The following is a 19,584-nucleotide window of genomic DNA, read 5'->3' on the forward strand; positions in this document are numbered from 1 at the left end:
AAATATAATTAAACAAAATTATATTTTTATTTTGTAAAGTAAATGTTGGTCAACCGTGTGATCTCGATAATGAAATACAATTCGTTCAAATGCATCGCAATTTATTTATATTTGTTAGTCTCAAAATACCTCTATGAAAATATTTAAAAAAGTCCTTCTCGTTATAGTTTCGTTCGTTGCAATTCTAATCGTAGGATTGATGTTGTATGGTTTTTACTTAAAACCAAAATATGAAGGGGAATTACAATTGAAAAACATTCAGAAAGAAGCTACGGTGCATTTTGATGATTTCGGAATTCCGCATATTTATGCCCAAAATGCAGAAGATGCGATGACAGCCTTAGGTTATGTGCATGCTCAAGATCGATTGTGGCAAATGGAACTGATGCGGCGTATCGCGCCAGGCCGTTTGTCTGAAATTTTTGGGAATGTGACTTTAAAGAATGATCAGTTTTTTGCTGGTCTTGGTATCGAAGAGGCTTCTCTAAAAGCGATTGCATCTTTGGATAAAAACAGTGAAAGTTACAAGGGGACAATGGCCTATCTGGACGGGATTAATCAATATATGGCAGAAGGGGCTAGTCCAATCGAATTTCAGTTACTTGGTGTGAAGAAAGAGAAATTCACAATTAAAGACGTTTATAATATTTTTGGATACATGTCATTCAGTTTTGCCATGGCACATAAAACAGATCCGTTATTGACTGATATTCGAAATAAATACGGAATGGATTATCTCAAGGATTTTGGATTAGATGGTTCGTTAAATACTACAATTATAAAAACCGCAAAAGAGAGACCGCAAGAATATGCAGCGATTTCAAAGTCAATTGCATCCTTGTTAGATAAAGCACCAATTCCGCCTTTTATAGGAAGTAACAGCTGGGTGATTGCGCCAGAGAAAACTAAAAACGGGAAAGTTATTTTTGCCAATGATCCGCACATTGGTTTTTCGCAACCAGGAACATGGTACGAAGCTCACATTGTAACGCCAGAATTTGAATTGTATGGTTGTTATCTTGCAGGAACACCGTATCCATTGTTAGGGCATAACCGTGAATATGCTTATGGTTTGACTATGTTTGAAAATGATGATATCGATTTCTATCAAGAGCAGAATGATCCTAATGATGCTAATAAATATAAGACAGCGAACGGCTATAATGACTATGAGATTAGGAGAAAAGTTATAAAAGTAAAAGACAGTTCTAATGTGGTTTTAAATTTAAAAATCAGCCTTCATGGTCCTGTCATGAATGATTTAATTGATGGTTTGGATAACAAGAATCCAGTGGCTATGTCTTGGATTTATACTCAGCAACCCATTCAAATTCTGGAAGCAGTTTATATGCTTTCACATTCAAAAACTAAGGCTGATTTCCAGAAAGGAGTGAGTCTAATCGCGGCTCCAGGTCTAAATGTGATGTATGGAGATGCTAAAGGTAATATAGGATGGTGGGCAACGGGCAAACTATACAAACATAAGGAAGGAGTAAATCCTAATTTTATTTTGGATGGCGCTTCTGGAAAAGATGATATTGCAGCTTATTTGGATTTCTCCAAAAATCCTTCGGCTGAAAACCCGGAATGGAACTACGTATATTCTGCAAACAATCAACCCGAAGCGATTGATGGAGTTTTATATCCAGGTTATTATTTACCTGAAGACAGAGCCAAAAGAATTACCCAACTGTTAGATCCAAAATCAAATTGGGATAAAGAATCGGTTGGTAAAATGATCACTGATAATACTTCATCCGTAGCGCCAGATGTAGTTAAGAATTTAATTTCGAATCTAAATACGAATTCACTTTCGAATAATGAAAAAGAAGCGGTTGCTGTTTTAAAATCTTGGAAAGGAACGAATAATAAATTAGATGTTGCCCCCACGATTTACAATAAATGGATTTATTTTTATCTAAAAAATACTTTTGAAGACGAGTTAGGAGAAGAAGGCTTCAAGCAGTTTTTAACAACGCACATAATGAAGCAACTAATCGCGAAACAAAGTGCTAACGAAAATTCGCTTTGGTGGGACAATATTAAAACGACAAACAAAAAGGAAACTCCATCAGAGATTATTTCGAAGTCATTTAAAGAGGCGATAGCTGCATTAGAAAATCAACTAGGAGAATCAATTTCTGCTTGGAATTGGAGTAAGGTTCATGTTGTAGAATACCAGCATCCGTTGGGCAAAGTAGCTATGTTGAGAAAAGTATTTAACGTTGGTCCCTATGAAGTTGATGGTTCGAATGAAGTCATCAATAACCAAATGTTTGATTATACAAATGAAGTAAAATATGTAGTAAAAGGAGGTCCGTCATCTAGGAGAGTAATCGATTTTTCGGATATTGAAAACAGCTGGAATGTTTTGCCTACTGGGCAATCAGGGAATTTATTAAGCAGGCATTACAACGATCAGGCAGCAATATATAACGCGGGGAATTTCAGGAAAATGTTGCTAAATGAGGGCGAGATTGTTAAAACTTCAACAAAATTAATATTTAAACCAGTTAAAAATTAGGGGTTTTTAAAGGCCTTAAAGTAATAAATCAGTATTTTAGCCTAACTTTTTAAAGAAAATAATGCAAACTCCAAAAACGATAGCAGTTGTTGGTTCTGGCTTAGTCGGATCTTTATTAGCTATTTACTTACGCAAAGCAGGACACGTCGTTCACATATATGATAGAAGTCCAGATATTAGGCAAATTCAATTTTCGGGTCGTTCCATAAATTTAGCAATGTCTACACGGGGCTGGAAAGCCTTGGATGGTGTTGGTATAGGGGATTCTGTTCAGGAAATCGCAATACCCATGGGGCGACGCGCTATTCATTTGGTTGACAAGCTTAATTTTCAAAATTACGGTCAAGAAGGGGAGAGCATTTATTCAATTTCAAGAGGGGCTTTAAATAGAAAAATGATCGATCTGGCGGAAGAAGCTGGAGCAGAATTTTTCTTCGAACAGAAAATTTGGGATGTTAGCTTGTCGGAAGCTACTTTGCACATTGGAGAAACAGAAAGAGGAGCTTGGCAGGAAAAGAAATACGACTTGGTTTTTGGTGCTGATGGTGCTTTTTCCAGAATTCGTCACCGCATGCAGCGCCAAAGTATGTTTAACTATTCTCAAGAGTTTTTAAATATTGGGTACAAGGAATTAAATATCCCTGCAAATCCTGATGGATCGCATAAAATAGATAAAAATTCATTTCATATTTGGCCTCGTGGCGAATATATGTTGATTGCGTTACCCAATTTGGATGGCAGTTTTACCTGTACTTTATTTATGCCTTTTGAAGGAGAAAATTCGTTTGCATCATTGGTCGAAATAAAAGATGTAGAATTGTTTTTCGAAAAGAATTTCCCTGATTCTATTGACGTTATTCCAAATTTAACGGAAGATTTTTTCCAGAATCCAACAAGTACATTGGTGACTATGAAATGTTATCCTTGGACTTATAATGATAAGGTTGCCTTGATAGGGGATGCATGTCATGCTATCGTGCCTTTTTACGGACAAGGTATGAATGCTGGATTTGAAGACATTTCAGTTCTTAACGAAATGATGGAAGAATATGGTGATGATTGGTTGTCGATTTTTTCTGAATACCAAAAATCGCGTAAGCCTAATGCTGATGCTATTGCAGAACTCTCTTATCGTAATTTCATGGAGATGAGTTCTAAAACAGCTGACGATAAATTCCTACTACAAAAAAAGATTGAAAACTGGTTCTCTGAGAAACATCCTGATAAGTGGATTCCACTTTATAGTAGAGTCACGTTTAGCGACCGTCCATATACTGAAGCATTAGCTATCGGGGATGATCAAAATGCTATTATGGAGGAAGTTTTAAAAATGAAAAACATAGAAAGCGTGTGGGATTCTCCAGACGTAGAAAATAAGATTTTAGAACTTTTATCTGAAAAAGAAACAGTCAGGAATTAAAGTTTAATTCCTGACTGTTTTATTTATTCTTCGCGATGTACTTTAGTAAAGTCAAATGCGGGAGTGCATATGGCAATATACTCACAAGGCTCGTCAAATGGATTTGAGTATTGAACCCGCGTATTTTTTTCAATTTTTATAGACTGTCCGGCTTCTAGGATTATGGTGTCTTCCTCTATAATGAACTGTTTTTTTCCTTTTATAATATAGGTGTATTCTGCAAATTCTGGAGTTTGAAAAGGTTCACTCCATTTAGGAGGTGCGATCATGTGTGCAATCGATATTTCGGGATTGTTTGTAGTCGCTAAACCGTGGTGCTCTTCAATCAATTTTCCATCTGTTGTTGGTACAACAAATGGAGTACTTTGAATAAAATATTTTTTCATTGTATATTTTCTAGTTAAAGATTAATTACACTTTTCTAAGTTCTATTACTTTATCTAGCGTGTAATAAACCTTTAGTTTTCTTTTGCTTTCGTATAAAAATCGATTCTAGTTGCTAATTTTAGTATCGCTATTGAATCAAGTATAAAAGGAATCAATTTTAGGATTGAAAGGTATTCTAATGTTTCGCCAATTATTCGCTTGCGGGTAATTCCTTATTGTTTTTCATGACAACAAAAAACAGAATTGTTGTTAAAATAGCAATCACAATTCCGATTATATCTGAAGTTATGATGTCTAACCCAAAACCTATTGTAGGGTCATAAAAAAGATAAGACCCAAGGACTGATGTTATGAAAAATGCAGGTATTAAGGCAACGATATAATGGGTTTTTCTTTGGTACAAATAAACTGCTCCAATCCATAACGCAATTGCGGATATACTTTGATTTGCCCAAGAAAAATACCTCCAAAGAAGTTGAAAATCTATTTTAGTTAGAATAAAGGCAATTGCAAAAAGTGGAATTGCAATTATAAAACGATTTCTAAGTGTCTTTTGATCAATTTTCAGGTAATCTGCAATAATCATTCTTGCGGCCCTGAAAGAGGTGTCTCCAGAAGTTATAGGTAAAACGATAACCCCTAAAATAGCAATTGTGCCACCGATGGTTCCTAGAAATACAGTTGCAATTTTATGAACTACTCCAGGGAGCCCTTCAGTTGCTAGTAAAGTACTAAGTCCTTCTCCGCTCATAAGGCTCATTGCCGCTGCAGCCCATACCATCGCGATAACTCCTTCTACAATCATCATTCCGTAGAATATTTTACGACCGTCTTTCTCATTTCTAATGGTTCTGGCGATTATAGGGGATTGGGTTGCATGAAATCCTGATAAAGCACCACACGAAATCGTTAAAAATATTACGGGGTAATATGGGATATCTTTCGGATGCATATTTGTTAGCGTCAATTCAGGAATTGGATTTCCATACATAAACATCCCTACTGCGACACCGACGGCACTCAATAATAATAGAAGTCCAAGGATAGGGTATATTTTTCCGATAACTTTATCAATTGGTAAAATTGTAGCTATGATGTAATAGACGAAAATAGCGAGTACAATTAAGGTAAACATATTTAAATCTTTACCTATAAGGTCATCTATCATGCTTGCCGGTGCGGAAATAAAAACAGTTCCCACCAAAAGAAGCAGTAGAACGGTAAAGAAATTAACGATGTGACTGAAGGATTTCCCTAAAAATTTTGAGGCTAAGGCTGGTAAGTGAGCTCCTCCATATCTGATCGAGATCATTCCCGTTAAATAATCGTGGACAGCTCCAGCAAAAATGCAGCCAATAACGATCCAAAGGAAGGCTACTGGACCGTATAAAGCGCCTAAAATTGGTCCGAAAATAGGTCCGACTCCTGCAATATTTAAAACTTGTATCAAGGAATTTCTATTGCTGTTCATAGGAACAAAGTCTACTCCATCTGCGTGAGTGTAGGCTGGAGTAGCTCTGTTAGGATCTGGTTTAAAAATGTTTTCAATAAATTTACCGTAAAAGATATACCCCAATACGAGTAAGACTATGGCTGTAATAAATGTAATCATTATGATGTTGTGTGGGGTTATTATAATTAATTTAAAGGGATCAAGGTAGGGCTATTTATAAGAAACAAGTAAGTCTTCCTTTAATTCTTTATTATTTATTATGTTATTTTTTCATGATTTTCGACAAAATCCCTAATGCTCCTCTTATAAAGGTGGCGCTAGTCAAGACTTTTAAAACAGATTTTGTTACTGTACCGCTAACTGTGCCTGTAGTGTTTTGCCTTTGTTTGGGTACGGTTACTTTAATCTCTTCTTTCTCTTTTTCTTCTTTGGCGATTTCGGCATCTATAACAGCTATCTTTTTATTTAACATCTCGTATGCGCTTTCACGATCGATAAGTTCGCTGTATTTCTTTACTAATTTTGATTTAGTGTTTATTTCCTGGATTTCACTCTCGGTTAAAACGTCCATGCGGCTCATTGGAGCTCGTATCATGGTGACCACAAGAGGAGTTGGAATTCCTTTTTCGCTTAAAGCGGTAACTAAGGCTTCTCCAATTCCTAAGCTGGTCAACACTTCACTTGTTTCGTAGTACTCTGAAGTAGGGTAGTTATCTGCAGTTTGCTTAATGGATTGTCGGTCTTTGGCAGTAAAAGCTCTCAGAGCATGTTGTATTTTTAGACCTAATTGTGCCAATATTCCGCTTGGAACGTCCATTGGGTTTTGGGTTACAAAGTAAACTCCAATACCTTTTGATCGAATTAGCTTTACAATAGTCTCGATTTGTTCAAGTAGAGCTTTGCTAGCCTCGTTAAAAATTAAATGTGCTTCGTCAATAAAAATAACCAATTCAGGTTGTTCTGAATCGCCATTTTCTGGCATTTGTTGGTATATTTCTGCTAATAAGCTTAACATGAATGTCGAAAACAATTTTGGTTTATCTTGAATATCTGTCAGTCGGATGATGTTGATATAACCTTTTCCGTTTTCATCCATTCGCATTAAATCGTTAATATCAAATGACATTTCGCCAAAAAAGAGTTCAGCTCCCTGTTGTTCTAGTTCAATTATTTTTCTAAAAATGATTCCTGTTGTCGAAGTTGAAATCTTGCCATAATCTCTCGTTATTTCCTCTTTTCCCTCTTCGGTGATGTAATTGATGACTTTTTTTAGGTCTTTCAGATCTAACAAAGGCATTTTGTTGTCATCGCAATATTTAAATAGAACAGACATTACCCCGGATTGAGTATCATTAAGATCCAAAATCCGCGAAAATAAAACAGGTCCAAACTCTGATACAGTGGCACGCAGTCGCACTCCGCTTTGTTCAGATAGTGATAATAATTCTACAGGAAATTTAGAAACGTTGTACGGGAGGTTTATTTTGGCATGTCTTTCCGTAATAAATGCCTTCTCTTCACCTTCTTTGGCAATGCCGCTAAAGTCGCCTTTTATGTCCATCATTAGTACTGGAATTCCAAAGGAGGATAACTGTTCAGATAGAACTTGAATAGTTTTAGTTTTCCCAGTACCGGTTGCGCCAGCGATTAAGCCGTGTCTATTTAGCGTTTTTAATGGAATTTTAACATGAGCATCGGTTAATGCTTCTCCATCAAGAATAGCTCCTCCTAAGATAATGCTTTCGCCTTTAGAGGTGTAGCCTTTAGTAATATGTTGTTTAAATTCTTCTTTTTTAGTCATAACATTGATATTGTTAAAGTTAGCTGCAATATATTATTAATTTTTTAAACGAAGTAATTTTGGAAGTTACTGTATTTTTATTCCTTTTTTATTGCTAATAGTGAAAAAACTTAAATATGTATATTAAATTTCATTTCTTGATGTATTGTGTCAATAATTCATAAATTGATGTTTTTTATGTTGAAATATAGTAAATTTGTTTAACGATATTGAGTAAAATAGCTGTATCAAAAAAATCTTGTTTTATTTTGAATAAATTAAATTGTAATAAAATTAAAAAAAGTTTTTTTATTTGAACTAAAAATATAAATTTGCGGGACTACAAGTTTATTATAAGTAAAAATAAAATTATTTAAAACTATTAAAATTAAAAAAAATGGCAAACGTTAAAAAAGAAAACACTTCAAACGGTGGAGGAATGGTTTCAGGAATGATTATTTTAGCATGTATTGGTGTGGGTGTATTAATCTGGAAATTTATCATGGGTAACCCTGCGAATTTTGAAGGTGGAAATCCTGATGGAATTCCGTTGAACACGTTAGGTCAAGTATATCACGGTGGTGCGGTTGTACCGGTATTATTAGGAATGTTGTTAATGGTTTTTGTTTTTTCTATCGAAAGATTTTTCGTTATCTCTAAAGCAGCTGGTAAAACTAAATTAGATACTTTTATGACAAAGATACAAGCAAGTATCAAACAAGGTGAGATTGATGAGGCGATTGCTTCTTGCGATAAACAACAAGGATCTGTTGCAAATGCAATTAAATCTGCACTTGTAAAATACCAAGCAGTTAAGAAAGAAGGATTTAATAGTGAAGAGGCAGCTGAGACTATTCACAAAGAAATAGAAGAGGCAACTTCTCTTGAGATGCCAATGCTACAAAAAAATATGACAATTATTTCATCTTTAGTTTCATTAGGAACTCTTGTTGGATTATTAGGAACTGTAGCGGGTATGATTAAAGCGTTTGGTGCACTAGCTGCTGCTGGTACTCCTGATCAAGCTGCTCTTGCTGCTGGTATTTCTGAAGCACTTATTAATACTGCTACAGGTATTGGAACTTCTGCTGTTGCAATTATCTCTTACAACTTCTTTACTTCTAAAATTGATGACTTGACTTACTCTATCGATGAGGCAGCTGTATCAATTGTAAATACTTACAGAAGATTCAGAGGAAGTTTGAAGCAATAATTAGGTTGATATTTATATCAAATAAAAAACAAAAAGAATGGCTAAAATAAATATAAAAAAGAATGCGGGGTCTACTGATATGACCGCAATGTGTGATGTCGCATTTCTATTGCTTACCTTCTTTGTAATGACTTCAACAGCTAAGATTCCTGAAGCATTGCCTGTAGATACACCTACTTCAACGGTTCAGACAAAATTGCCTGAGACTGATTTGGCTACTTTAACTGTAGGAGAAGGAAAAGTTTTCTTTGATTTGAAAGGAAAAGAAGTTCGAGTTAGAACCTTAGAGTTAATGGGTGAGAAATACGATGTAACTTTTTCTGATCAAGATAAGGAAGTATTTTCAAGGATGGATGATTTTGGTGTGCCGCTTCTTAATCTTAAACAAATCATTGATATGAAAGCGTCTGATAGAAGTAAAGCAGGGCAACCTGGTATTCCTGCAGATTCACTTGATAATCAATTGAAAGAATGGATCTATAATGCACGTATTGCAAATATAGAGGTAAACGATAAAGAATTGCAGGTCGCTATTAAAGGTGATGCAAAAGAAGAGTATCCAGCCATTAGAAAAGTGATGGATATGTTGCAAGATCAAAAAATCAATAGCTTTAGTTTGGTTACTGGTTTAAGAGGAAAAGATTTTTAATAAAAAAAAGACACTAAAATGGCTGAATTAAATACCGGTGACGGTGGAGGCAAAAAAGGTGGTAAAGTAAGAGCTAAAAAAGCTAACGCAAAGGTAGATTTAACTGCCATGGTGGATTTAGCTTTCTTATTAATCACATTCTTTATGCTTACCACGACGTTGTCTAAACCTCAATCGATGAACTTGGGGTTGCCAGATAAAGATCCTAGCAAAGATAACGTGGATATGAAAGTGGACGAAAATCGTACTATGACAATTATGTTAGGTGCTGATAATAAGTTAGTTTACTACGTTGGTTTGTTGGCTACTCCTATTGCAGGTCCAAAAGAATTACCATATGGTAAAGATGGTATACGAAAGGAAATTCTATCAAGAAAGAAGTCAGTACTTGAGTATACAGGAAATAAAGACAAAGGTATGATTGTAATTATCAAGCCTAGTAAGAAAGCAAATTATAGAAATGTAATTGATATACTAGATGAGATGGCAATTTCTGACGTTCCGACCTATACTATTGTTAATGATTTTTCTCCTGAAGAACAAAAATTGTTAGAAGGAAAACAAGAGTAATCTTGTTTTCTTAATAACCTAATAATTAAGAAAAATGAAATTAGACATATTAAAAAATCAATGGCTTGAGATCGTATTCGAAGGACGTAATAAAGTTTACGGAGCTTATGAATTGAGGAGAACCAATAGAAAAACTACTATTAAAGCGCTAATTATTGGAGCCTTATTTTTTAGTGTTGCTGTTGCTGCTCCTCTAATCATGGACTTAATTCCTAAAGGAGAAGAGAAAGATATGGACAGAGATATTAAAATCACTGCGATAAAACTACCTCCAAAGAAGAAAGAAGAGCCTAAGTTAAATGTTCCACCACCACCACCGCCACCACCAAAAGTGGATCAGGTTAAGTTTGTGAAGCCAGTAGTGGCTAAGGCAGAAGAAGTGACTGAAGAGCCACCAAAAATTGTCGAGATCAAAGAAAAAAAGATTGGTGCTGAAACAATTAAAGGAGATCCAGATGCAGTTTTAACTGTTGCTCCAGTGGGTACTGGACCAACTAAAGTGGTAGAAGCTGATGACAATCAAATTTATAACACAGCTGGTATCGAAGTAAAACCTGAATTTCCAGGTGGTATGGATAAGTTTTACTCTTATGTAGGGAAAAACTATCGTGCTCCAGAAGAAGAAGGTCTTAAAGGTAAAGTTTATGTTACTTTCGTAGTTGAAAAAGATGGTTCATTAACAGATATCAAAGTATTAAGAGATATTGGTTACGGGACAGGTAAAGAAGCTATTAGAGTTTTAAGTAAATGTCCTAAATGGAATCCAGGTGTGCAAAATGGAAAACCGGTTAGGGTATTGTACTCTCTTCCTATTACTATTCAAACAGCGGATTAATGTTAGAACAAGCAGTGAAAAACATGCAGAAGAAATCGCTTAAAGAGCGATTTCTTCTCGTTATGGCAATTTTGTTTTTTGTAGTTTATTTTGTTTTGGGACTATTTATTATATTTATGAGTAATTTCCCGCTTGATATGGCTATGGAATATAGAATAGCATTTGGGGTGCTTCTTATCGTATATTCTATTATAAGAGCGATTCGAATTATAAAAGACAATAAAGATTAGATTATGATAAATTTTGCTAAGCAGTGGTTTGTAGTAGTGCTCTTAATGTCGTTATTATTTATTGGTTGTAAGAAATCAGAGGAAAATAAGGAAACTATTCTTAAAGGAACAACAACTATACTCGTTGACGAAACGCTACAACCCCTAATGGAAGATCAGATTTCTGTTTTTCAAAGTCGTTATAAGGCTGAGATTGTATTGGAATCTAGGTCTGAAAAAGAGGTGATGCTTGCATTCCTAAAAGACACTTCTCGAATTGCTCTTTTATCTAGAAAATTGAATAATGAGGAGGTTCAATATTTTGAGCAATTAAAAATTAAACCTAAAACAACTAAAATTGGTAGTGATGCCATCGCTTTTATTTCAAATAAAAACAACAATGATACGTTAATAGCTTTAAAAGACGTTATTCTTTTTATGCAAGGTAAATCACAAAAGGGGATTAAAGGGTTAGTATTTGATAATCCAAATTCTAGTACCATGCGTTACATGAGCGAGTTGGCAGGTATTAAAGAAATGCCGAAGGAAGGAGTTTTCTCTTTTAAAACGAACAAAGATGTTGTTAAGTTTGTATCTGAAAATGATGGGATGATAGGTGTTGTCGGTCTCAATTGGTTGTATCAACCCTCGCCTGACATGGCTGATTTTATTAAAAACATTAATGTGTTAAGCGTTAAAGGAGAAGGTAGTCAGGAGTTTGTGGCGCCTACACAAAACAATTTAGCAGAAGGTAAATACCCTTTGGCACGTGATTTGTATATAATTAATTGTCAGGGATATTCTGGTTTAGGAATGGGGTTTGCTTCATTTGTTGCTGGGGATATTGGGCAAAGGATTATTTTGAAAGCAGGACTATTACCTATACGTATACCTGGAAGAAAAGTAGAATTTATAACCAAATCAAAGAAAGAAAATGAATAAGAATAAATTAAATAAAGTTAAAATGAACAAATTTAGAATTCTAGGAGTTGCTTTGTTGGCCGGAATGACAGTGAGTTATGCACAAAACATTGATCAAGCTAAAAAGGAAATTGACGCCGAAAAATACCAAGATGCGAAGGTAACTTTGAAATCAATTGTAAAATCGGATCCAGGACAAGGAAAAGCATTTTTCCTATTAGGGAACGTGTATTTATATCAAAATGTAGCAGATTCTGCTCAAATGACATACAAAAGTGGTTTGTCAGCTAAAAATGATGCGCATTTCAATTATATTGGACTTGGTCAATTAGATCTTGACAATGGAAAAGCTGCAGCTGCAAAGGCTAACTTTGATGCAGCGATCAAAGAAATGAAAAGAAAAGATTTTGAAGAATATGTTTATGTAGCAAGAGCTTACATGAATTCTACAAAACCGGATTATAAACAAGCGCTGTCAACTTTAGAATTAGCTAAAGAAAAAAATGGTCAAGAGCCACAAGTGTTTTTAGCTTTTGGTGATGCTTATTATGGTGATAAAAACCAGAATGAAGCCTATTCCAATTACCGTAATGCTTTTCAAGCTGACAACAGTTTAATTAGAGCAAAAGTGCAATTAGGTGTTTTGTTAAAAGGAGCTAAGGCATATACCGAAGCGGTAAAAGCATATAGTGATGTTATGGCTACTAATCCTAATTATGGTCCGTTGCACCGTGAGTTAGCTGAGACTTATTATTTATGGGCGCTTAACGTACCAGGAAGACAAGACCAATACTTGAAAGAGGCGTTAGGTCACTATGAAAAGTACATGTCTTTGACTGACTATTCTTTAGATTCTCGTATGCGTCATGCTGACTTTTTAATTCTTGCTAAAGATTACAAAGCTTTAGAAATTGAAGCAAATAAAATGAAAGAGATTGATCAGGTAAATCCTCGTATCTATCGTTATTTAGGTTATTCTGCTTACCAAAATAATAATGTTGATTTAGCAATTAAATCTTTAACTGATTATATTGCTAACCCATCAAATAAGGTGATTAGTTTAGATCATATGTATTTAGGTTTGGCCCAAATAAAAAAAGGAACTAGTGCAGATGGTGCTTCTGTAGATCCAGTACTTTTTGAAAAAGGACTTGCTTCTATTAGAAAAGCGGTTGAAATCGAAAAATCAGTTACGAACGAACTTGGTGAAGTAGGTAAGAACCTTTATGAGCAAAAATTATATAAAGAAGCAGCTGCGATTTTAGAAATTGCTACTTCTAACAATGAATCTAACGGTTTCTTATATGACAACTATTATTTAGGTAATGCTATTTATTTTGATAACGCACAACCTGGTGTTGTAAAAGATACTGTTGCTTTGAGAAAAGCTGATATTGCTTATGGAAATGTAATTACAGCTTCACCTGATACTCAAGACGTATATCTTTCTCGTGCTAGAACAAATAGTTTGTTAGGTGATGATCAAGCGATGATTAAATATTACCAACAATATATTGATCTCGTTACTAAGAAAGGACCTGAAGAATTAGCGAAGCCAGCTGTTAAGGCTAAATTAATTGAGTGTTACAACTCTATGGCTGCAGGATATGCAAATTTTGATAAAGCTAAGGCTAAAGAATTTTTTGCTAAAACCCTAGCACTTGACCCAACGAATGTTTACGCAACACAATCACTTAATTTACTTAAGTAGTCAAGTTTGCTAAATAGAAGAGCCCGATAGCTGAAAAGCTATCGGGTTTTTTGATGTCTTTTTTTATCGTTTTTTATTGTGCTAAAGGGATTTTAAAACATCCTTTCTCGATTATTAATTTAAGTCCTTTTCTAATTAACTATCTTTGCACTTTAAATTACAAAAATGTTATCAAAAGAAATACAATTAGAAGTAAATAAAGGAGCTATGTTGCCTTTGATGGAAGAGTTTTATACGATTCAAGGTGAAGGGTATCATACTGGAACGGCGGCATACTTTATTAGAATTGGTGGCTGTGATGTAGGCTGTCATTGGTGTGACGTTAAGGAAAGTTGGAATGCAGAGTTGCATCCTCCTACAGCTGTTGATATGATTGTTGCAAATGCAAGTAAATATTCTGAAACAGTTGTGGTAACTGGTGGAGAGCCTTTAATGTGGGATATGAGTTTGTTAACTCGCAAGTTGAAAGAGAATAATCGAAAGGTGCATATTGAAACGTCTGGCGCTTATCCTTTGTCTGGAACTTGGGATTGGATTTGTCTTTCGCCAAAGAAAAACAAGCTTCCTACTGAAACTGTTTATGCTAATGCACATGAATTAAAAGTGATTATCCACAATAAGCATGATTTTATTTTTGCAGAAGAACAGGCCGAATTAGTTAATAAAGATGCCATCTTGTTCCTTCAACCAGAATGGAGTAAAAAGGAAGAAATGACACCGCTTATTGTAGATTATGTTATGAATAGCCCAAAATGGAGAGTTTCTTTACAGACGCATAAATTTCTTAATATTCCTTAAAAAATTGAGATCGAATAGTAAAGCCAAACAACAATTGTTGTTTGGCTTTTTTTATTTAAATTTTTAGCTGAATTCTATAAGTAAGTGTGTGTCTTTAAACTGAAAGTTTCGCTAGATAATCATAATGCTCTCCTTCAAGGATTAATTCCGCTTGTAAGTCATTTGCGAAAGCCGCGTTTTGTAAAGTATTATAGTCAATATACATCCAGTTGAAAGGTTTTTCTTTTTCACCCTTATAGCCAATGTTAAAAACTACCTCTCCATAATATTCATTATCAGAAGGAATCCATTTTCCTCCGTCTTCATCGTCATCAAACATGTATATTATATCAGAACTGTCCATTAAAATTTGGCCACCTGGATTCAATAGTGATTTTAGTTTTATAAGGAAATTTGGAATATTTTTTAGTTTCCCACACATTCCTGCGCCATTCATCAGCAGTAAAATCGTATCGTAGGTTTCCTTTTCTAATGTCATTACATCTTGAACTCGGGCATCTATAATACCTCGTAGTTTGCAGGCCTCAATTGCATTTGGTGAAATGTCGATTGCAGTCACTTCTAAATTCAAGTCGTTTTGTAAGTACAAACTATGACTTCCTGCTCCGCAGCCTACATCAAGGATTTTTCCTTTTGCAATCTGTAAAGCTTTTTGTTCCATTTTTGGCATTTCTTTATAGGAACGAAATAAATAAGCAACACTCATTTCGTCTTCTTCCGATATGGTGGTTTCTGTAATTAAATCTTCAGGAGAATTATTGGTTTGATAATCTAGGATGGCTCTGCCAAAAAGGTCTTTCATTGTTTGTATTTCAAAATTCAACATTCATTATTCAAAGTTCGTCGTTCAAAAAGTGTAATTTTGTAAAGAATTTTAAAATCTAAACTTGAAACCTACTTTAAACGAACTTGGAAAACTTGCCAAAGATAAGCATATAGGAAACAAAAAGTATTTCGATAAGCTTAAAAAGAAGACCCCTAAAAATTTAGATTATGTGATGCAAGATTTGCATGATGCTGAATTTAAACGAACGGATTGTTTAAAATGTGCAAATTGTTGTAAAACTACTGGACCTTTGTTTACGTTAGCCGATATTGAACGAGTGTCAAAATACCTGAAGCAAAAACCACAGCAGTTTATAGAGCAATACCTTCGGGTTGATGAAGACAAGGATTATGTGCTGCAAAGCGTGCCTTGTACTTTTTTAGATCATGAAAATGCCTGTATGATTTATGATGTTCGACCAAAGGCTTGTCGAGAATTTCCGCACACTGATAGAAAAAAGTTTCAGCAAATAACAGATCTTACCTTGAAGAATGTTGCAATTTGCCCCGCTGCCTTTAATATTGTCGAGGAAATGAAGAAAAAGCTACCGTTGTAGTAAACGACTTTATTTGTATATTAAATAGTTCTTTCTCATTTTTTTAAATTGATCTAAACCGCTTTTCCAACTCTTTCTTATTTCGGTTTCTGGTACTCCGGATTCAATTTGTTGTTGCAACTTTCGTGTTCCAGCTAGTTTTGTAAAAAACGCATTAAAGAACTTGGATTTATCCGGGGTGTTAGTATAGGCTTTGATGAGCCATTTCAATTCCAATTGTCGCAGTTGATTTTGAGTTGACAAATCTTCGCCAAAGCATTTTACTCCATTATAAACTGGATTTTGTGCTCCCATATTTGGTTTGGGAGTAAAACTAAAATTACCTTTTGCTAAATAGGGCGAACCGTAGATTTGGAATTGCAGTTCGGTTCCTCTTCCTACGCTTACATTTGTACCTTCAAAAAAACATAAACTAGCGTATAGATTGATCGATTGCTCATTTGGTAAGTTTGGCGAAGGTTTTACAGGAAGGCTGTATTGCATATTTCTATTATAATAAGAACAGGGAATAACCGTCAATTTACAGTTGATCCCGTTTTTCAGCCATTTTTCACCATTAATCATTTTTGCATATTCACCAATGGTCATTCCGTGCAAAACGGGGATAGGGTGCATTCCTACAAAACTGCTAAATTCCTTTTCTAGAATTGGTCCGTCAACGATACTGCCGTTAGGGTTGGGTCTGTCCAGAATAATTAATTCAATATTGTTTTCCGCACAAGCTTCCATTATATAGTGCAGTGAGGAAATATAAGTGTAAAAGCGCGCGCCCACATCCTGTAAGTCAAAGATCACAATATCAAGTCCAGCTAATTGTTCCGACTTTGGTTTTTTATTATTGCCGTAAAGCGAAATAATAGGCAATCCAGTTTTTAAATCCATTCCATCGACGATATGTTCACCTGCATCGGCAGTACCTCGAAAACCATGTTCTGGAGCAAATATTTTTCGGAGATTAATTTTTTTGTCTATCAAGAAATCAACTAAATTAATTTGCTTCTTTGTTCTTGCAAGGCTTGTAATACTTTCTTCGATAAAAACGATACCTGACTGATTGGTAATTAAGCCTATGTTTTTACCTTTTAAAAGAGGTAGATAAACTTCATAATTGTCTGCGCCGGTTTTAATCGAATGTGTTTTAGTAGCTTTATCTAGTAAGGCGGCTTCTTTTGTGTCTTCAGTAATAATCGCGGCAGTATCTTTCGACTTGCTCTGGTCTAATTCTTGTTTCTTATTTATTGAACTAGAGCAAGAAAACAAAATTACTGCTAGAACAAATATTGATGGGATATTTTTAAAAAGTGAATTCATATAATGGATTTGAATAAAATTAGTGTCAATTAGCGTAATTCACGTTTTAGCTGTATTTTTGAATCCAAATCAGATACTTAATCAAATTGAATTTAGAATATTTTATTGCCAAAAGACTTATAACTGCTAAAGATTATAAAAGTAGTATATCTGCACCTATTATAAAAATTGCAATTTCAGCCATTGCCATCGGAATGGTTATGATGATAATCTCAGTAGCGACTGGTGTTGGCTTGCAACAAAAGATCAGGGAGAAAATTTCGGCTTTCAATGGTCAGATCATTATTTCTAATTATGATAGCAATCAATCTGAAGTTACTCTAGTTCCCATTTCGAAAAAACAGAATTTTTATCCCAACTTTGATGCTGTAGCTGGAGTGAGTCATATTCAGGGGATAGCGAGTAAGGCTGGGATAATTAGAACCGAAAATGCTTTTGAAGGAGTAGTATTCAAAGGGGTAGGTGCCGATTATAAGTGGGACAATATAAAGGAGTATCTTGTTGATGGAAAATTACCTGACTTTTCAGACAAGATAAATGAAGATGTAGTGATATCTCAATTTCTGGCAGATAGGTTAAAACTCAAAGTAGGAGATCCGTTTAATACCTTTTTCATGAAAGAAGGACAGAATAAATTGCCTAATATTAGGAGGTTTAAAATCGTCGGGATTTTTAATTCTGGATTTCAAGAATTCGATGCGACCTATGTGTTAGGAGATATACGCCATATTCAGCGTATTAATAAATGGAAAGCGGATCAGGTAGGGGCATTCGAAGTTTTCGTCGATGATTTTGATAATATTCAGTCGGTAGGTGAAGAAGTATATCAGCATACAGGTGCTACATTAGATACTAAAACGATCATCGAAAAATACAGTTATATATTTGAGTGGCTGCAATTGTTCGATTTTAATATCATTGTTATATTAATAGTCATGATATTAGTTGCTACAATCAATATGGTGGTGGCTTTGTTGGTTCTTATTCTGGAACGAACTCAGATGATCGGAATATTAAAAGCACTCGGAGCTAACAATTGGAGTATTCGGAAAATATTTCTTTACAATGCGTCCTACTTAATTCTCCGTGGATTATTTTGGGGAAATCTAATCGGAATAGCAATTCTGTTAATTCAGAAGTACTTCGGGATAATCAAACTTAATCCTGAAAACTACTATGTCGATCAAGCTCCGGTCTATCTTAATTGGGGTTACATATTATTACTGAATGGACTTACCATTAGTGTTTGTTTTTTAGTATTACTGATTCCTTCTTATATAATAACCAAAATTTCACCAGTCAAAGCAATTCGTTTCGACTAATAGATTATTTGGGCGTTCCCCATTATAAAAAAAAAGAGGCTATACCTATATATAAAGGAGTAGTCTCTTTTTTTTATAAAGGGTCGGGCTATCCGCTACAAGTCCTCGTCTCGATTCCACTTCGTTGCATCGCGACTGTGGGCTTTCCACTGTTATCCCTAACGCAAACAAAAGTAGGTTAGAAGTACGTGGTTTTAAGTTAGAGGTGAAAAACACCATTTAAAAAAGAAAGATTAGTGGTTTTTGACTACCAATACTCCTAGATAGGCTTTATAAGAGTTCAAAGATAAAGGTACTTTCCTTATTATTTTGCTAGTAAAGGAATAGTAAAAAGCCGCGATTGCAGTGAATTCCCCATAAACTATGTCTATAAAGTCTCCCTCTCCTTCGGAGAGAGCCGGGGTAAGGATTTTTTTTCGTCTTCAAAAAGCGTATTTCCAGTGAGTTAAACTCTGAGTTAAGAAAATATCAAAAAAAAGGTAATTTAAAGTATTGTTTAACGGTATAAAGGTGCTACTTTTGCACCCGCAACAACGAATAAGTTCTTTACATCCTGGTAAGCAAACGAAATAATAAAGAAAATTTATTTTCTAAAAATTTCAAAAAAAGCTTGTGAGAATTAAAAGAGTTTATTACTTTTGCAGCCGCTTCGAGAAACATGTTTACATGGTGATTGAAGTTAGAAACTGAAATAAATTCAGTTTAAAAAAAAGAAGAACACGTTCCTAGACATATTGAATTGACAGCCGTTTTAACAGAGATGTTAGAACAAAAGAATAAAGAGTAATAGAATCGAGAGGTTTGAAAAAACCACTAGACCTTCAGTCAAAAACAAAAAGAGAATTTATTCTCATATAATATACGATGAAGAGTTTGATCCTGGCTCAGGATGAACGCTAGCGGCAGGCTTAACACATGCAAGTCGAGGGGTAGAAGAAGCTTGCTTCTTTGAGACCGGCGCACGGGTGCGTAACGCGTATGCAATCTACCTTTCACAAAGGGATAGCCCAGAGAAATTTGGATTAATACCTTATAGTAATATGACTTGGCATCAAGATGTATTTAAAGATTTATCGGTGAAAGATGAGCATGCGTCCCA

At 34.8% G+C, this 19,584-nt stretch carries 17 protein-coding genes and 1 rRNA gene; 13 read left to right on the forward strand and 5 right to left on the reverse strand.

The window, feature by feature from the left end; translation table 11 throughout:
• The first annotated feature begins 133 nt into the window (after positions 1–133).
• Positions 134–2,524, forward strand: a complete 2,391-nt coding sequence (locus E0F98_RS12285) for a penicillin acylase family protein (RefSeq protein WP_132111892.1) — start codon at positions 134–136, stop codon at positions 2,522–2,524.
• Positions 2,525–2,585: 61 nt separating this feature from the next.
• Positions 2,586–3,944 (forward strand): FAD-dependent oxidoreductase, encoded by a 1,359-nt coding sequence (locus E0F98_RS12290; RefSeq protein ID WP_132111894.1) that lies wholly within the window; start codon positions 2,586–2,588, stop codon positions 3,942–3,944.
• A 23-nt stretch (positions 3,945–3,967) separates the two neighbouring features.
• Here E0F98_RS12290 and E0F98_RS12295 read toward each other — a convergent pair whose 3' ends face one another.
• The 3 genes from E0F98_RS12295 to E0F98_RS12305 all read right to left on the reverse strand — a co-directional run bounded on the left by E0F98_RS12295 (position 3,968) and on the right by E0F98_RS12305 (position 7,585).
• Positions 3,968–4,330 (reverse strand): cupin domain-containing protein, encoded by a 363-nt coding sequence (locus E0F98_RS12295; protein WP_132111896.1) that lies wholly within the window; start codon positions 4,328–4,330, stop codon positions 3,968–3,970.
• A gap of 191 nt (positions 4,331–4,521) precedes the next feature.
• Entirely contained in the window at positions 4,522–5,943 is a 1,422-nt protein-coding gene (locus tag E0F98_RS12300) for a carbon starvation CstA family protein (protein ID WP_132111898.1), read from the reverse strand.
• Between the two features lie 103 nt (positions 5,944–6,046).
• Entirely contained in the window at positions 6,047–7,585 is a 1,539-nt protein-coding gene (locus tag E0F98_RS12305) for a helicase HerA-like domain-containing protein (RefSeq protein ID WP_132111900.1), read from the reverse strand.
• A 376-nt stretch (positions 7,586–7,961) separates the two neighbouring features.
• On the opposite strand from E0F98_RS12305, the gene E0F98_RS12310 reads away from it, so the two are divergent.
• From E0F98_RS12310 to E0F98_RS12345, 8 genes are all read left to right on the forward strand, one after another.
• Positions 7,962–8,777, forward strand: coding sequence for a MotA/TolQ/ExbB proton channel family protein (locus E0F98_RS12310; RefSeq protein ID WP_132111902.1), 816 nt, complete (start codon positions 7,962–7,964; stop codon positions 8,775–8,777).
• Between the two features lie 37 nt (positions 8,778–8,814).
• Positions 8,815–9,426 carry an ExbD/TolR family protein gene (locus E0F98_RS12315; RefSeq protein ID WP_132111904.1) on the forward strand — a complete coding sequence of 204 codons (612 nt, stop codon included), beginning with the start codon at positions 8,815–8,817 and terminating at the stop codon, positions 9,424–9,426.
• A gap of 18 nt (positions 9,427–9,444) precedes the next feature.
• A complete protein-coding gene (locus tag E0F98_RS12320) occupies positions 9,445–9,996 on the forward strand; it encodes an ExbD/TolR family protein (protein ID WP_132111906.1) in 552 nt (183 codons plus the stop codon).
• 34 nt (positions 9,997–10,030) lie between these two features.
• Positions 10,031–10,831: an energy transducer TonB gene (locus E0F98_RS12325; protein ID WP_132111908.1), complete on the forward strand. Its 801-nt coding sequence runs from the start codon at positions 10,031–10,033 to the stop codon at positions 10,829–10,831.
• Positions 10,831–11,061, forward strand: coding sequence for a hypothetical protein (locus E0F98_RS12330; RefSeq protein WP_132111910.1), 231 nt, complete (start codon positions 10,831–10,833; stop codon positions 11,059–11,061). The genes E0F98_RS12325 and E0F98_RS12330 overlap by 1 nt, the downstream gene beginning before the upstream one ends.
• Positions 11,062–11,064: 3 nt before the next feature.
• Positions 11,065–11,982 (forward strand): PstS family phosphate ABC transporter substrate-binding protein, encoded by a 918-nt coding sequence (locus E0F98_RS12335; RefSeq protein ID WP_132111912.1) that lies wholly within the window; start codon positions 11,065–11,067, stop codon positions 11,980–11,982.
• A 22-nt stretch (positions 11,983–12,004) separates the two neighbouring features.
• Positions 12,005–13,672, forward strand: a complete 1,668-nt coding sequence (locus E0F98_RS12340) for a tetratricopeptide repeat protein (protein ID WP_132111914.1) — start codon at positions 12,005–12,007, stop codon at positions 13,670–13,672.
• Between the two features lie 165 nt (positions 13,673–13,837).
• Positions 13,838–14,470, forward strand: coding sequence for a 7-carboxy-7-deazaguanine synthase QueE (locus E0F98_RS12345; RefSeq protein ID WP_132111916.1), 633 nt, complete (start codon positions 13,838–13,840; stop codon positions 14,468–14,470).
• 94 nt (positions 14,471–14,564) lie between these two features.
• Here the strand turns inward: E0F98_RS12345 and E0F98_RS12350 are convergent, their stop codons facing one another.
• Entirely contained in the window at positions 14,565–15,272 is a 708-nt protein-coding gene (locus E0F98_RS12350) for a class I SAM-dependent methyltransferase (RefSeq protein ID WP_132111918.1), read from the reverse strand.
• 85 nt (positions 15,273–15,357) lie between these two features.
• On the opposite strand from E0F98_RS12350, the gene E0F98_RS12355 reads away from it, so the two are divergent.
• Positions 15,358–15,852 carry a YkgJ family cysteine cluster protein gene (locus E0F98_RS12355; RefSeq protein ID WP_132111920.1) on the forward strand — a complete coding sequence of 165 codons (495 nt, stop codon included), beginning with the start codon at positions 15,358–15,360 and terminating at the stop codon, positions 15,850–15,852.
• Between the two features lie 9 nt (positions 15,853–15,861).
• Here E0F98_RS12355 and E0F98_RS12360 read toward each other — a convergent pair whose 3' ends face one another.
• Positions 15,862–17,163: an exo-beta-N-acetylmuramidase NamZ family protein gene (locus E0F98_RS12360; protein ID WP_132111922.1), complete on the reverse strand. Its 1,302-nt coding sequence runs from the start codon at positions 17,161–17,163 to the stop codon at positions 15,862–15,864.
• Between the two features lie 86 nt (positions 17,164–17,249).
• Here E0F98_RS12360 and E0F98_RS12365 point away from each other — a divergent pair, with 86 nt between their 5' ends.
• Entirely contained in the window at positions 17,250–18,485 is a 1,236-nt protein-coding gene (locus tag E0F98_RS12365; protein WP_132111924.1) for an ABC transporter permease, read from the forward strand.
• A gap of 861 nt (positions 18,486–19,346) precedes the next feature.
• A 16S ribosomal RNA gene (locus E0F98_RS12370) occupies positions 19,347–19,584 on the forward strand; the annotation flags it as partial.

This window comes from Flavobacterium hiemivividum, assembly GCF_004349145.1.
In the GTDB taxonomy this organism is placed as follows: domain Bacteria; phylum Bacteroidota; class Bacteroidia; order Flavobacteriales; family Flavobacteriaceae; genus Flavobacterium; species Flavobacterium hiemivividum.

What these genes read in the sequence shown, in the direction of transcription:
- E0F98_RS12285 (WP_132111892.1), top strand. Translation starts at nt 134, where the DNA reads ATGAAAATATTTAAAAAAGTCCTTCTCGTTATAGTTTCGTTCGTTGCA.
- E0F98_RS12290 (WP_132111894.1), top strand. Translation starts at nt 2,586, where the DNA reads ATGCAAACTCCAAAAACGATAGCAGTTGTTGGTTCTGGCTTAGTCGGA.
- E0F98_RS12295 (WP_132111896.1), bottom strand. Translation starts at nt 4,330, where the DNA reads ATGAAAAAATATTTTATTCAAAGTACTCCATTTGTTGTACCAACAACA.
- E0F98_RS12300 (WP_132111898.1), bottom strand. Translation starts at nt 5,943, where the DNA reads ATGATTACATTTATTACAGCCATAGTCTTACTCGTATTGGGGTATATC.
- E0F98_RS12305 (WP_132111900.1), bottom strand. Translation starts at nt 7,585, where the DNA reads ATGACTAAAAAAGAAGAATTTAAACAACATATTACTAAAGGCTACACC.
- E0F98_RS12310 (WP_132111902.1), top strand. Translation starts at nt 7,962, where the DNA reads ATGGCAAACGTTAAAAAAGAAAACACTTCAAACGGTGGAGGAATGGTT.
- E0F98_RS12315 (WP_132111904.1), top strand. Translation starts at nt 8,815, where the DNA reads ATGGCTAAAATAAATATAAAAAAGAATGCGGGGTCTACTGATATGACC.
- E0F98_RS12320 (WP_132111906.1), top strand. Translation starts at nt 9,445, where the DNA reads ATGGCTGAATTAAATACCGGTGACGGTGGAGGCAAAAAAGGTGGTAAA.
- E0F98_RS12325 (WP_132111908.1), top strand. Translation starts at nt 10,031, where the DNA reads ATGAAATTAGACATATTAAAAAATCAATGGCTTGAGATCGTATTCGAA.
- E0F98_RS12330 (WP_132111910.1), top strand. Translation starts at nt 10,831, where the DNA reads ATGTTAGAACAAGCAGTGAAAAACATGCAGAAGAAATCGCTTAAAGAG.
- E0F98_RS12335 (WP_132111912.1), top strand. Translation starts at nt 11,065, where the DNA reads ATGATAAATTTTGCTAAGCAGTGGTTTGTAGTAGTGCTCTTAATGTCG.
- E0F98_RS12340 (WP_132111914.1), top strand. Translation starts at nt 12,005, where the DNA reads ATGAACAAATTTAGAATTCTAGGAGTTGCTTTGTTGGCCGGAATGACA.
- E0F98_RS12345 (WP_132111916.1), top strand. Translation starts at nt 13,838, where the DNA reads ATGTTATCAAAAGAAATACAATTAGAAGTAAATAAAGGAGCTATGTTG.
- E0F98_RS12350 (WP_132111918.1), bottom strand. Translation starts at nt 15,272, where the DNA reads ATGAAAGACCTTTTTGGCAGAGCCATCCTAGATTATCAAACCAATAAT.
- E0F98_RS12360 (WP_132111922.1), bottom strand. Translation starts at nt 17,163, where the DNA reads ATGAATTCACTTTTTAAAAATATCCCATCAATATTTGTTCTAGCAGTA.